This window comes from Micromonospora sp. CA-259024 (genome assembly GCF_050936255.1).
In the GTDB taxonomy this organism is placed as follows: Bacteria; Actinomycetota; Actinomycetes; order Mycobacteriales; family Micromonosporaceae; genus Micromonospora.
Genome location: NZ_JBNJND010000001.1, coordinates 3,969,045 through 3,982,962, shown reverse-complemented (window position 1 = coordinate 3,982,962; position 13,918 = coordinate 3,969,045). Strand labels below are relative to the sequence as shown.

Here is a 13,918-nt window from a genome sequence, read left to right as displayed (position 1 = left end):
CTCGTGCCGGTCGCCCTACCTGACTCCGCCGCTCATTCTGATCAGCCGAGGTCGATGCGTCAACCTGCCCGGAGCCAGGCACGCGGAAGCCCCCGGTCCCCTCAGGGGACCGGGGGCTCCCGGAACGCGTCAGCTCAGCCGGCCTGCTCGGCGAGCTGGAGGAACTGCCGCTTGGCGGCGAGCGCCTGCTCGGCCTCCTTGATCCGGCGGGCGTCCCCGGCGCTCTGCGCCCGGGCCAGCCGGTCCTCGGCCTCCGCCACCTGCGACCGCATCTGGGCGAGCAGCGGGTTGTCCTCCTTGGTGGTGCGGCGCCACGCCGAGTCCATCACCTCGCGGACCTTGTCGTCGATGACGCGCAGCCGGCGCTCCAGCCCGGCGGCCGCCTCGCGAGGCACCCGGCCGGCCTCGTGCCACTGTGCCTGGATCTCCCGCAGCTTGGCCTGGGCGCCCTTCGGGTCGGCGTCGATGTCCAACGCCTCGGCCTCGGCGAGCAGGGCCTGCTTGCGCTCCAGGTTGCCGCGCTGCTCGTTGTCCCGTGCGGAGAAGACCTCACTGCGCCGGCTGAAGAAGGCGTCCTGCGCGGCCCGGAATCGTTCCCAGAGCTTCTGCTCGGCCTCCTTGGAGGCGCGCGGCGCGGCCTTCCACTGGGTCATCAGATCCTTGAGCTGGTTGGCGGTGGCGGCCCAGTCGGTGGAGTCCGAGAGCTTCTCCGCCTCGGCGACCAGCTCCTCCTTGGCCGTCTGCGCCTGCTTGCGCTGCGAGTCCAGGGAGGCGAAGTGGGCGCCCCGGCGCCGGGTGAAACCGTCCCGGGCGGCGGCGAACCGCTTCCACAGCTCACCGTCGGCCTTCTTGTCGACCCCACGAATGGTCTTCCACTCGTCCAGGATCTCCTTGAGCCGGTCACCGGCGGTCTTCCAACCGGTGGACTCGGCGGCCAGCTTCTCGGCCTCCTCGACCAGCGCGGTCTTGCGGGCCAGGGCTTCACCGCGAGCGGCGTCGCGGGCCGCACGAGCCTCGCCGGCCTTCTCCTCGGCGAGGATCGCCAGCTTGTCCAGGCGTGCCGCCAGCGCGTCGATGTCGCCGACCACGTGGGCCTCGGGCAGCGTGGTGCGGATCCGCCGGATCGTGCTCAGCGAATGCCCGGCATCCGCCGCACCCGACTTGAGCCGCGCCTCGGTCAGGTCCACCTCGGTCACCAGATCCGCGAAGCGGCGTGCGAAGTGCGCCAGGCCCTCCTCCGGTGCTCCCGCCTGCCAGGATCCGACCACCCGCTCGCCCTCGGTGGTCTTGACGTACACGGTGCCGTCCGCGTCCACCCGTCCGAAGGCAGTCCAGTCGCTCATGTGCCCATCCTCGTTCTCCCGGCGTCGAGGGAATCGACCCCCGCCGCCGCCACGGCGCAGCCAAGTTGCTCCCGGCATTGTCACAGGTCCGACCCGGTCCGCGTCGAGCGCCTATCGCCGACCGTGACCATACGGTGTCCTAGGGGCCGAATGACCGTATCGGCGCGCAGACGCACCGGGGATTCCCGCTACGGTGAACGGGTGCCACTGGTCGCCGCCGCAGTCTGCCCGCATCCGCCCCTGCTCGTGCCCGAGGTGGCCGGCTCCGCGGCCCCGGAGCTGGACGATCTGCGGGCGGCCTGCGACACGGCCCTACGCCGGTTGCTGGCCGCCGATCCGGCCGCGGTGGTGCTGCTGGGCACCGGCCCGGTGACCGGCCCGATCCACAGCCCGGCGACCGGCAGCCTCCAGCCCTGGGGCGTCGACCTGGACGTGCCGCTGTTCTCCGGCCAGCCCGACCGGGGCGCGGTGCTGCCGTTGAGTCTGACCATCGGTGCGTGGTTGCTGGCCCGGCACGACGCGCGAGCGCCGGTGGCCGCCCTGCAGGTGGCCGCCGACGCCGGCCCAGCCGAGCTGGCCGCGCTCGCCGACCGGGTCGGCGCCGCGGGTGACCGGGTGGCCTTGCTGGTGCTCGGGGACGGCTCGGCCTGCCGGGGAGAGAAGGCCCCCGGGTACGACGACCCGCGTGCCCGCCCGTACGACCAGCGGGTTGCCGCGGCGCTGGCCGAGGCGGACCTGGACGTCCTGCTCGACCTCGACCCGGTGGTGTCGACGGAGCTGAAGGCCGCCGGTCGCGCGCCCTGGCAGGTGCTCGCCGGCGCGGCCCGCTCGACCGACGGCGGGTGGCGCGGTGAGCTGCTGTACGACGCGGCCCCCTACGGCGTCGCCTACTTCGTGGCGTCCTGGGAGCGGGTGTGAGCAGCGGCGGAGTCGGCACGGTCGTCGCGGTGGTCGGCCCGACCGCGGCGGGCAAGTCGGCGCTGAGCATCGCGTTGGCGCACGCCCTCGACGGGGAGGTGGTCAACGCCGACTCGATGCAGCTCTACCGGGGCATGGACATCGGCACCGCCAAGCTGACCCCCGCCGAGCGGGACGGGGTCCCGCACCACCTGCTGGACATCTGGGAGGTCACCGAGCCGGCGAGCGTCGCGGAGTACCAGCGGCTGGCCCGCGCGGCGGTGGACGACATCCTGTCCCGGGGGCGGGTGCCGCTGCTGGTCGGTGGGTCCGGGCTGTACGTGCGGGCGGTGCTGGAGCGGTTCGAGTTCCCCGGCACCGACGCGGAGCTGCGGGAGCGGCTGGAACGGGAGCTGGCCGAGGGCGGTCCGGCTCCGCTGTACGAGCGGCTGCGTGCCGCCGACCCGGTCGCCGCCGAGAGCATCCTGCCGGGCAACGGCAGGCGGATCGTCCGGGCCCTGGAGGTGATCGAGATCACCGGCGCGCCGTTCACCGCCTCGCTGCCGGAGCCCACGCCGTACTACCCGTCGGTGCAGCTCGGAGTCGACCTGGCCACCGAGCTGCTGGACGAGCGGATCGCACTGCGGGTCGACCGGATGTGGGCCGACGGCCTGGTGCCGGAGACACGCGAGCTGGTCGGGCGGGGGCTGGCCGAAGGGCGGACGGCGAGCCGGGCGCTCGGTTACCAGCAGGTGCTGCGCCTGCTCGCCGGTGAGTTGACCGAGGCGCAGGCGCACGACGAGACGGTTCGGGCCACCCGGCGCTTCGTCCGCCGGCAGCGGTCCTGGTTCCGCCGTGACCCGCGGATCCGCTGGTTGGACTCGACCGCACCGGACCTGATCGAGGCCGCCCTGCGCCTGGTGCCGGCCGTTGCGCGATGATGGGGACGTGGAGTTCACCAAGGGCCACGGCACCGGCAACGACTTCGTCATCCTTCCCGACCCGGACGGTCAGCTCGACCTGACCCCGGAGCTGGTCGCGGCGCTCTGCGACCGGCGCCGGGGCATCGGCGCGGACGGCGTACTGCGGGTGGTGCGCGCGGCCAAGCATCCCGACGGCGCCGGGCAGGCTGCCGAGGCCGAGTGGTTCATGGACTACTGGAACGCCGACGGCTCGTTCGCCGAGATGTGTGGCAACGGCGCTCGGGTGTTCGTGCGCTACCTGCTCGACACCGGGTTGGCGACACCCGCCGGCGCGGCGCTGCCGGTGGCCACCCGGGCCGGCGTCGTGCGCGCCCTGGTCGAGGGCGGCACCGTGTCCGTCGAGATGCGCCGTCCCCGGCTGCACGAGGGTTCCACGGCCACCCTCGGTGGGTTGACCCTGCCCGGCACCGCCGTGGACGTCGGCAACCCGCACCTGGTCTGCGTCCTGCCGGCCGGTCTGGAGTTGTCCGCGCTGGACCTGACGACCGCGCCCGGGTTCGACCCGACGGTCTTCCCGACCGGGGTGAACGTGGAGTTCATCGTGGCGGGTGATCCGGTCGACGGCACCGACGGGCACACGCTGATGCGGGTGTACGAGCGCGGCAGCGCCGAGACCCTGTCCTGCGGCACGGGCGCCTGTGCGGTGGCCGCCGTGGCCCTGCGCGACGCCGGCCGGGACACCGGAGTGGTCGCCGTGGACGTGCTCGGCGGCCGCGTCACGGTCACCGTCACCGAGAACTCCTGCTGGCTGTCCGGCCCGGCCGTCCTGGTGGCCACCGGCGAGATCGACCCGGCCGCCCTGCAAGTGTCCGCCTGAGTTTCCACCCCGTTGATCAAGAGGTTTGCGTCACCCTGCGCCTCGCTGGTGACCGAAACCTCTTGATCAACGGGGGAGGTGATCAGGGGGTCGCGCTCGCGTTGGCCGCGATCTCGGGGAGGTCCGCCGGGCCGGGGTCGGCGGCCGGCAGCGGGCTGGGGTTGTGCGCGGCGGCGCGGACGGCGGCGGCGACCGCCGGGGCGACCCGGGAGTCGAACACGCTCGGCACGATCACCGTCGGGTTGATCTTGTCTTCGCCGACCACGTCGGCGATGGCCCGGGCGGCCGCGATCGCCATCTCCTCGGTGAACTCCTCGGCGTGCGCGTCCAGCATGCCGCGGAACACCCCGGGGAAGGCGAGCACGTTGTTGATCTGGTTCGGCTGGTCCGAGCGGCCGGTGGCGACGACCGCGGCGTACTTGCGCGCCTCGCGCGGGTCGACCTCCGGGTCCGGGTTCGCGAGCGCGAAGACGATCGCGTCCTTCGCCATCTGAGCGATGTCCTCGCCGGTGAGCAGGTTCGGCGCGCTCACGCCGATGAACACGTCGGCGCCCCGGATCGCACCCGGCAGGTCGCCCGAGTAGTTCTCCTTGTTGGTGTTGTCCGCCAGCCACTGCCACGCCGAGTTGAGCCCGGTCAGCCCTCGGTGCAGGGCGCCCTGCCGGTCGTACGCGATGATGTCGCCGACGCCCTGGCGCAGCAGCAGCTTCATGATCGCGGTGCCGGCCGCGCCGGCTCCGGAGACCACCACCCGGACGTCCTCGAGCTGCTTGCCCACCACGCGCAGCGCGTTGGTCAGCGCTGCCAGCACGCAGATCGCGGTGCCGTGCTGGTCGTCGTGGAAGACCGGGATGTCCAGCGCCTCGCGCAGTCGGGCCTCGATCTCGAAGCAGCGCGGTGCGGCGATGTCCTCCAGGTTGATCCCGCCGTACGCCGGCGCGATCGCCTTGACGATCTGCACGATCTCGTCGGTGTCCTGGGTGTCCAGCACCACCGGCCAGGCGTCGACCCCGCCGAAGCGCTTGAACAGCGCCGCCTTGCCCTCCATCACCGGCAGCGACGCGGCCGGGCCCAGGTTGCCCAGGCCGAGCACCGCCGAACCGTCGCTGACCACCGCGACGGTGTTGCGCTTGATGGTCAGTCGCCGGGCGTCAGCCGGGTTCTCGGCGATCGCCATGCAGACCCGGGCCACCCCCGGGGTGTACGCCCGGGACAGCTCGTCGCGGTTGCGCAGCGCGACCTTGGAGGTCACCTCGATCTTCCCACCCAGGTGCAGCAGGAACGTCCGGTCGGAAACCTTGCGCACGTCCACGCCGTCGAGCGCGGTCAGCGCGTCGACCACCTGGTCGGCGTGGCCGGCGTCGGCGGTGTCGCAGGTCAGGTCCACGATCACATGGGTCGGATCCGAGTCCACCACGTCCAGCGCCGTGACGATCGCGCCGGCCTCGCCAACGGAGGTGGTGAGGCGGCCGATCGAGGAGGCGTCCGCGGTCACGGCGATCCGGATGGTGATCGAAAATCCGGCGCTCGGCAGTCGGGTGATGGCCACGGGATCCCTCCGTCACGGCTGTGCGGCCGGTCGGCCGCCGTCCGCATTTCTACCGGGTTGTCGAGGCCGACCCGCATTCGCCCCCACTTTTGGCGACCTTCAGCATGGGCATATAGCAGGTGCGTTCCGTGTTGTGTCATGTCAGGATTACGTTCTACTTATCAAAACGGACAGGAGAACCGCTTGCGAGACCAGGAGAGCTTTGTCCCCGTCGAGGACGAGCTCGACGACGTCACCACCGGCGAGATGGAGCTGTCGGAGCGGCAGTCCCTCCGACGCGTCCCGGGTCTGTCGACCGAGCTCACCGACGTCACCGAGGTGGAATACCGCCAGCTGCGGCTGGAGCGGGTCGTCCTGGTCGGCGTCTGGACCGAGGGCACGGTGACCGACGCGGAGAATTCGCTGACCGAGCTCGCCGCGCTGGCCGAGACCGCCGGTTCGCAGGTGCTCGAAGGGCTCATCCAACGCCGTACCCGGCCCGACCCGGCCACGTACATCGGCCGTGGCAAGGTCGACGACCTCGGCGCGGTGGTGCTGTCCACCGGGGCCGACACGGTCATCTGCGACGGTGAGCTGTCCCCGTCGCAGCTGCGCAACCTGGAGCAGCGCACCAAGGTCAAGGTTGTCGACCGCACGGCGCTGATCCTCGACATCTTCGCCCAGCACGCCAAGAGCAAGGAAGGTAAGGCGCAGGTCGAGCTGGCCCAGCTCGAATACCTGCTGCCCCGACTGCGCGGTTGGGGTGAGACGCTCTCCCGGCAGACCGGTGGTTCCGGCCGGGGCGGCGGCGCCGGCGGTGGTGTGGGTGTTCGTGGTCCCGGTGAGACCAAGCTGGAGACCGACCGGCGGCGTATTCGCCACCGCATCTCCCGGCTGCGTCGCGAGATCAAGAGCATGAAGACGGTACGCGTGACCAAGCGCGCCCGACGCTCCCGCAACGCCGTCCCCGCGGTGGCCATCGCCGGCTACACCAACGCCGGTAAGTCCAGCCTGCTCAACCGCCTGACCGGCGCGGGTGTGCTGGTGGAGAACGCGCTGTTCGCGACGTTGGATCCGACCACCCGTAAGGCCACCGCCTCGGACGGGCGGCTCTACACCCTCTCCGACACCGTCGGCTTCGTCCGGCACCTGCCGCACCAGATCGTCGAGGCGTTCCGCTCGACGCTGGAGGAGGTCGCGGAGGCGGATCTGGTGGTGCACGTCGTCGACGGCACCCACCCGGATCCGGAGGAGCAGGTCCGGGCGGTCCACGCGGTGCTCGCCGAGGTGAGCGCGGACCGGCTCCCCGAGCTGCTGGTGGTCAACAAGACCGACGCGGCCGACGAGGACACTCTGCTGCGGCTCAAGCGGCTCTGGCCGGACGCGATCTTCGTGTCCGCGTACTCCGGGCGGGGCATCGACGGGCTGCGCGCGGCCATCGAGGAGCGGCTGCCGCGCCCAGCCGTGGAGGTCCGGGCCGTGCTGCCGTACGACCGGGGTGACCTGGTGGCCCGGGTGCACCGCACGGGCGAGGTGCTCAGCACGGCGCACCTGCCGGAGGGCACGCTGCTGCACGTCCGCGTCGGTGCGGAGCTGGCTGCCGAGCTGGCGCCGTTCGATGTCGAGCGGCAGGAGCAGGTGGTCGGCATCCGGTCCTGAGCGACCACGGCGTCATCCACCGGAAACGCGTGGCATGCGACACTGGCCGAATGCGCCGCGTTGTTTCCTCGGTCACGGTTGCCCTCGGCCTGTTCGGGGCAACCGTGGCGCTCGCCGGAGTCGCCGCGGCGGCTCCCGCTCCCGGGTCGTCCGGGCCGACTGCCGTCACTCCCGGTCAGAAGCGCTGCACGATCACCGACGAGCGACTGCGGGAGCTGTCCGGCCTGGTCGCGACCAAGAGTGGGTTCATCGTCATCAACGATGACACCGAGGTTGCGGCACGCGAGCGGATCTTCTTCCTCGACAGCAAGTGCAAGATCTCGAAGGAGCCGGTCCGATACTCGGGTCAGGGTCCGACCGACACCGAGGATCTCGCGCTCTCCAAGAACGGCTCCACCCTCTGGATCGCCGACACCGGTGACAACACCAGCTCGAAGGAGCGCCGCTCACGCGTCGCGCTCTGGTCGATGCCCGTCACCGGTGCCAAGCAGCCGACGCTGCACCGGCTCTCCTACCCCGAGTCCAAGCCGCGCGACGCCGAGGCGTTGCTCATCGGCGACGACGGAAAGCCGTTGATCATCACCAAGGTGACCAGCGGCAAGGCCGAGATCTACACCCCGACGGCGGCCCTGAAGAGCGGCGACACCGACCCGGTGCCGATGCGCAAGGTCGGCGACATCGCGTTGCCGCAGACGCAGACGGAGAACGCGCTCAACACGTTCGGCCGGATCGCGATCACCGGCGCTTCCCGGTCACCGGACGGCTCCCGGGTGGTCCTGCGTACCTACGCCGACGCCTTCGAGTTCGACGTGACCGGCGGTGACATCGTCGGCGCGCTCACCACGGTCAAGCCTCGGGTGACGGCGCTGGCCGACCCGTTCGGCGAGGCCATCAGCTACACCCCGGACGGGAAGTCGTTCCTCACCGTCTCCGACGCGGCCCGGTTCGCCGAAGACGAACCCCTCGACATCGTCAGTTACACGCCGTCCAGCTCGACTGCTGTGCCACTGGCTCCGGAGGGCGGCACCAAGCCGGCCGCCTCGAAATCCTGGACGGACGGGTTGAGTCTCGACGACATCACGTACCTGGTCGGCGCGGTCGGGTTGATCGGCCTGCTGCTGGTCGGCGCCGGCATCATCGGCATCGTCCGGGCCCGCAGCCGCCCGCCGGGCGCCGACGCGTCCGACCCGGATGGCGAGCCGTTGGGTCCGCGAGGGGGCCGTGCCGTCGACGGTTCCCCGGCAGCTGGTGATCGTCAGCGTGGTGTCTACGGTGGCGGCGCGGCGGCGGGAGGCGCGGTCTACGGCGGCGGCGGTGGTGCCGGTCGTGGCGGTCCGGCCCCGGCGGGTGGTGCGGTCTACGGCGGCGGCCGTCCGGCGGTCGCCGACGGCGGCTACGGTGCGCCCCGACCGGGTGGCGGTGGCGGTGGCGTGTACGGCGGTGGACGCCCTCCGGCCAGTGGCGGTGGTCGTCCCCAGGGTGGTGGCGGCGGGCGCCCTCCGGCCGGTGGCGGCGGTGGTCGTTCCCAGGGGGGCGGCGGTCGTCCGCAGGGCGGGGGCGGTCGCCCTGGCGGTGGCGTGTACGGCGGCGACAGCGGTCAGCCCGGCGCCGGTCGCGCGGAGCCGCCCCGGCGCGGTGGGCAGGAGCCCGACTACCGGGGCCAGCGGCCCGGCCGTCGGCGTGAAGACGACGCGCCCGTCGACCCGTACGGGCAGTATCCCGGGGGCGGTCGCGGTTACCGGGGCGACCGTTACTGACGGCTGGTTCGGGACACGGGGCCGGTCGGTCTGACGGCCCGGTGAACAGGCGCGGGTGAGCGCCGTGGGCACTCACCCGCCGACCGGTCAGATCCGGCGCAGCACCGCCACGACGCGGCCCATGATGGTGGCGTCGTCACCGGGGATCGGGTCGAAGGCCGGGTTCTGTGGCATCAGCCAGACGTGGCCGTCGCGCCGCCGGTAGGTCTTCACGGTCGCCTCGCCATCGAGCATCGCGGCCACGATCTCGCCCGAGTCGGCGGTCGGCTGCTGCCGGACGACCACCCAGTCGCCGTCGCAGATCGCCGCGTCGAGCATCGAGTCGCCCTTGACCTGGAGCATGAAGACCTCGCCCTCGCCGACCAACTCGCGGGGCAGCGGGAAGATGTCCTCCACGGCCTGCTCGGCGAGGATCGGCCCACCGGCGGCGATCCGGCCGAGCATCGGCACGTACGCCGGGGTCGGCCGTTGGGCGCGGGACAGCTCGTCGTCGATCGCCTCGCTGGGGGCGCGGACGTCCACCGCGCGCGGCCGGTTGGGGTCGCGCCGCAGGAAGCCCTTCTTCTCCAGCTCCTTGAGCTGGTAGGCGACGCTGGACGGCGACACCAGGCCGACAGCCTCGCCGATCTCCCGGACGCTGGGCGGGTAGCCGTGCCGCTCAACCCAGGTGCGGATGAACTCCAGAATGCGGCGCTGGCGGGCGGTCAGGTCGACCGTCGCCGGGTCGGGGAAGGCGCTGACCACCGGGGTGACCGGGCGCACGGCGGGCTGACCCGTCCGGCTGCGCGCGGCGCTGCGGCGTCGGGTGGCCGGCGGGCCCGCCTCGGTGATGTGCTGCGGGCTCTTCGGCCGGCTGGCCCGGTCCTCGGTCACGTCCGTCCTCCCTGGTCGGCGCTGGGTGCCTCGTCGGCTCGTGGTGCGTGCGGTGGTGCCACGTTGTTCATGACCGTATAGGTGAGATCGGTCATTTTCAAACATCTGTACGACCTCTTACCGGCGTGTCGAGGCGAAAAACCGCTCCGGTCGTACGGATGTTCTGATAAATGGTACGTCAGGTAGCACTGATGTTCGATCGTCGGCCGTTTTCCGGGCCACTCCGGCCTGCTGGCCGGTAACCCGGGCGGGGTCTCGGCGTTGGGCTTTCGGGCGTGGTGGCGGGCGTGGATGACCGGATGGTCCGTGACGCGCCGGACACGCCCGCCAACTTGACCCGGCTTCGCCAGCGACATACGGTCAACCCCTAGATGTAGTAGTGACACGGGCGTAAGTTGCCTACAGGTTGGGTCCGACTACCGACCGCACTCCCGTAACGTCGATCACGGCGGGCGTCATCCGACGATGACACCGTCGCGGTCGGTCGTGTCCGGGGGTGCCCGGTGTGCTCGCAGTTGATCATTTTTAGGAGGTGGGCGATGCGGTGTCCGTACTGCCGGCACGCTGACTCCCGGGTGGTCGACTCGCGGGAGGCCGACGACGGTCAGCTCATCCGACGGCGGCGGTCCTGCCCGGAGTGCGGCAAGCGGTTCACCACCGTCGAGGAGGCGGTCCTCGCGGTCGTCAAACGCAGCGGTGTGACCGAGCCGTTCAGCCGTACGAAGATCATCGGCGGGGTGCGGAAGGCGTGCCAGGGCCGGCCGGTCGACGAGGACTCGATCGCCCTGCTGGCACAGAAGGTCGAAGAGACCGTGCGGGCCAAGGGTGCGGCCGAGATCCCCAGCCACGAGGTGGGGCTGGCGATCCTGGGCCCTCTGCAGGGTCTGGACGAGGTGGCGTACCTGCGGTTCGCCAGCGTCTACCGGTCCTTCGACTCGCTCGCCGACTTCGAGCAGGAGATCGAGACATTGCGGGCCGCCGCTCGCGCCCGGGAGGGCGCGGCGGAGGCCGGGGCGGCGGGGCCCGCCGGCCGTACCAGTTGAGTTTTGTGTTCTTACAGGTGGACGCGCGGTGGGTGACCGCGCAGACGAGGGGGCGACGGCGTGACAACTAGCCGTTCACGAAGCAAGGCAGGCGCGGGGTTGAAGATCGAGCGGGTGTGGACGACGGAGGGGGTCCACCCGTACGACGAGGTCAGCTGGGAGCGCCGCGACGTCGTGATGACGAACTGGCGGGACGGCTCGATCAACTTCGAGCAGCGCGGGGTGGAGTTCCCGGAGTCGTGGAGCGTCAACGCGGCCAACATCGTCACCACGAAGTACTTCCGGGGCGCGGTGGGGACCCCGGAGCGGGAGTGGTCGCTCAAGCAGTTGATCGACCGGGTGGTCACCACCTACCGCACCGCGGGTGAGGAGTACGGCTACTTCGCCAGCCCGGCCGACGCCGAGATCTTCGCGCACGAGCTGACCTGGATGCTGCTGAACCAGGTGTTCAGCTTCAACTCGCCGGTCTGGTTCAACGTCGGCACGCCGTCGCCGCAGCAGGTCAGCGCCTGTTTCATCCTGGCCGTCGACGACTCGATGGACTCGATCCTCGACTGGTACAAGGAGGAGGGGCTGATCTTCAAGGGCGGCTCCGGCTCCGGGGTCAACCTGTCGCGGATCCGCTCGTCCCGTGAGCTGCTCTCCTCCGGGGGCAACGCCTCCGGCCCGGTCAGCTTCATGCGCGGCGCGGACGCCTCGGCCGGCACCATCAAGTCCGGTGGCGCCACGCGGCGCGCGGCCAAGATGGTCATCCTCGACGTGGACCACCCGGACATCCAGGAGTTCGTGGTCACGAAGGCGCGCGAGGAGGACAAGATCCGCGCGCTGCGGGACGCCGGGTTCGACATGGACCTCGGCGGCTCCGACATCGTCAGCGTGCAGTACCAGAACGCCAACAACTCGGTCCGGGTCTCCGACGAGTTCATGTCGGCGGTGGAGAACGGCAAGGGCTTCGACCTGCGCGGCCGGCTGGACGGCTCGGTGATCGAGACCGTCGATGCCAAGAACCTGTTCCGCGCCATCTCCCAGGCCGCCTGGGAGTGCGCCGACCCGGGCCTGCAGTACGACGACACGATCAACGACTGGCACACCTGCCCGGAGACCGGGCGGATCACCGCGTCGAACCCGTGCTCGGAGTACCTGCACCTGGACAACTCCTCGTGCAACCTGGCCTCGCTCAACCTGATGAAGTTCCTCCGCGCCGACGGTGGCTTCGAGGTGGAGAAGTTCGTCAAGTCCGTCGAGTTCGTCATCACCGCGATGGACATCTCCATCTGCTTCGCGGACTTCCCGACCGAGAAGATCGGTGAGACCTCCCGCGCCTACCGGCAGCTCGGCATCGGCTACGCCAACCTGGGCGCCCTGCTGATGGCCACGGGCCTGCCGTACGACTCGGAGCAGGGCCGCTCGGTCGCCGCCGCGATCACGTCCCTGATGACCGGCACCGCCTACCGCCGCTCGGCCGAGCTGGCCGGCGTCGTCGGCGCGTACGACGGCTACGCCCGCAACGCCGAGCCGCACAAGCGGGTCATGCGCAAGCACGCCGCGGCCAACGACGAGATCAAGCCGACCAGCCCGGTGGCCACCGCGATCGTCCGCGAGGCGACCAAGCAGTGGACCCAGGGCAACAAGATCGGCGACAAGAACGGCTGGCGCAACGCGCAGGCGAGCGTCCTCGCCCCGACCGGCACGATCGGCTTCATGATGGACTGCGACACGACCGGCGTGGAGCCGGACCTGGCGCTGGTCAAGTTCAAGAAGCTGGTCGGCGGCGGCTCGATGCAGATCGTCAACCAGACGGTTCCGCGTGCCCTGCGCAGCCTCGGCTACCCCGAGGAGCAGGTCGAGGCGATCGTCGAGCACATCGCCGACCACGGCCACGTGGTGGACGCCCCCGGCCTCAAGCCGGAGCACTACCCGGTCTTCGACTGCGCCATGGGCGAGCGGACGATCGCCCCGATGGGTCACGTGCGGATGATGGCGGCCATCCAGCCGTTCGTCTCCGGCGCCATCTCCAAGACGGTCAACATGCCGGAGGCGGCCACCGTCGAGGACGTCGAGAAGATCTACTTCGAGGGCTGGAAGCTCGGCCTCAAGGCACTGGCGATCTACCGGGACAACTGCAAGGTCGGCCAGCCGCTCTCGGTGGCCAAGTCCAACAAGGCCACCGAGCCGGCCGCCGTCGAGACCGCGTCGGCCGCGCCGGCCGCGGTGGAGAAGGTCATCGAGTACCGGCCGGTGCGTAAGCGTCTGCCGAAGAAGCGCCCGTCCGAGACGGTCAGCTTCTCCGTCGGAGGTGCCGAGGGCTACCTCACCGCGTCGTCCTACCCGGACGACGGCCTTGGTGAGGTCTTCCTCAAGATGTCCAAGCAGGGCTCGACCCTGGCCGGGGTGATGGACGCCTTCTCGGTGGCCATCAGCATCGGTCTGCAGTACGGCGTGCCACTGGAGACGTTCGTCAGCAAGTTCACCAACATGCGCTTCGAGCCGGCCGGCATGACCGACGACCCGGACGTGCGGATGGCGGCCTCGGTGATGGACTACATCTTCCGTCGCCTGGCGCTGGACTTCCTGCCCTACGAGCGCCGCGCCGAGCTGGGCATCTTCACCGCTTCGGAGCGGGCCGCCCAGCTGCGGGCCGAGGCCGACGCGGAAGCCGCCGCGGTCACCGGCGTGGAGCTCACCGCGATGGCGTCCTCGGCACCGGTGGAGACCCCGGTCAAGCCGGAGGCCGTCGCACAGCCGGCACAGGAGATGGCCGACGTGGCCGCCGCCAAGCCGGCTCCGAGCGTGGGTTCCAGCACCGAGCTGCTCGAAGCCGTGATCGGCAAGGCCGCCGACGCACCGCTCTGCTTCACCTGCGGTACGAAGATGCGCCCGGCCGGTAGCTGCTACGTCTGCGAGGGCTGCGGCTCCACCAGCGGCTGCAGCTGACGTACGACCGCAACAGACGCGAGCGCGGCAGGGGTCACCTGCCGCGCTCGCGGCGCTTCCGCTCGTGGCAGGGTCGATGGGCCC

Annotated in this window: 10 protein-coding genes; 7 read left to right on the top strand and 3 right to left on the bottom strand. The window is 71.1% G+C overall.

Features of this window, described 5'->3' with window-relative positions:
* Positions 1–134 precede the first annotated feature (134 nt).
* Positions 135–1,343: a DUF349 domain-containing protein gene (locus ACQEUX_RS17615; RefSeq protein WP_433048583.1), complete on the bottom strand. Its 1,209-nt coding sequence runs from the start codon at positions 1,341–1,343 to the stop codon at positions 135–137.
* 201 nt (positions 1,344–1,544) lie between these two features.
* Between ACQEUX_RS17615 and ACQEUX_RS17610 the strand changes: the two genes are divergently transcribed.
* Genes ACQEUX_RS17610 through dapF form a run of 3 tightly spaced genes read left to right on the top strand, consistent with a single transcriptional unit; the run spans position 1,545 to position 4,040 of the window.
* Positions 1,545–2,261, top strand: coding sequence for a class III extradiol dioxygenase subunit B-like domain-containing protein (locus tag ACQEUX_RS17610; RefSeq protein WP_433048580.1), 717 nt, complete (start codon positions 1,545–1,547; stop codon positions 2,259–2,261).
* Positions 2,258–3,181, top strand: a complete 924-nt coding sequence (miaA, locus tag ACQEUX_RS17605; protein ID WP_433048577.1) for a tRNA (adenosine(37)-N6)-dimethylallyltransferase MiaA — start codon at positions 2,258–2,260, stop codon at positions 3,179–3,181. Before ACQEUX_RS17610 ends, miaA begins: the two co-directional genes overlap by 4 nt.
* 7 nt (positions 3,182–3,188) lie before the next feature.
* Complete coding sequence (gene dapF, locus ACQEUX_RS17600) at positions 3,189–4,040, top strand: diaminopimelate epimerase (RefSeq protein WP_433048574.1); 852 nt, start codon at positions 3,189–3,191, stop codon at positions 4,038–4,040.
* A gap of 82 nt (positions 4,041–4,122) precedes the next feature.
* Here the strand turns inward: dapF and ACQEUX_RS17595 are convergent, their stop codons facing one another.
* The gene (locus tag ACQEUX_RS17595; protein WP_433048571.1) at positions 4,123–5,589 is read right to left on the bottom strand and encodes an NAD-dependent malic enzyme; all 1,467 of its coding nucleotides are present in this window, start codon (positions 5,587–5,589) and stop codon (positions 4,123–4,125) included.
* 183 nt (positions 5,590–5,772) lie between these two features.
* On the opposite strand from ACQEUX_RS17595, the gene hflX reads away from it, so the two are divergent.
* Both hflX and ACQEUX_RS17585 read left to right on the top strand, forming a co-directional pair.
* On the top strand, positions 5,773–7,227 hold the full coding sequence (gene hflX / locus ACQEUX_RS17590) for a GTPase HflX (RefSeq protein ID WP_433048568.1): 1,455 nt from the start codon (positions 5,773–5,775) through the stop codon (positions 7,225–7,227).
* 50 nt (positions 7,228–7,277) lie between these two features.
* A complete protein-coding gene (locus ACQEUX_RS17585) occupies positions 7,278–8,984 on the top strand; it encodes a hypothetical protein (protein ID WP_433048565.1) in 1,707 nt (568 codons plus the stop codon).
* A gap of 87 nt (positions 8,985–9,071) precedes the next feature.
* Here ACQEUX_RS17585 and lexA read toward each other — a convergent pair whose 3' ends face one another.
* Positions 9,072–9,857, bottom strand: a complete 786-nt coding sequence (lexA, locus tag ACQEUX_RS17580; RefSeq protein WP_425735618.1) for a transcriptional repressor LexA — start codon at positions 9,855–9,857, stop codon at positions 9,072–9,074.
* 539 nt (positions 9,858–10,396) lie between these two features.
* Here lexA and nrdR point away from each other — a divergent pair.
* Positions 10,397–10,900, top strand: coding sequence for a transcriptional regulator NrdR (gene nrdR, locus ACQEUX_RS17575; RefSeq protein ID WP_433048561.1), 504 nt, complete (start codon positions 10,397–10,399; stop codon positions 10,898–10,900).
* Positions 10,901–10,960: 60 nt separating this feature from the next.
* Positions 10,961–13,834 (top strand): vitamin B12-dependent ribonucleotide reductase, encoded by a 2,874-nt coding sequence (locus ACQEUX_RS17570; protein ID WP_433048558.1) that lies wholly within the window; start codon positions 10,961–10,963, stop codon positions 13,832–13,834.
* Positions 13,835–13,918: the final 84 nt, after the last annotated feature.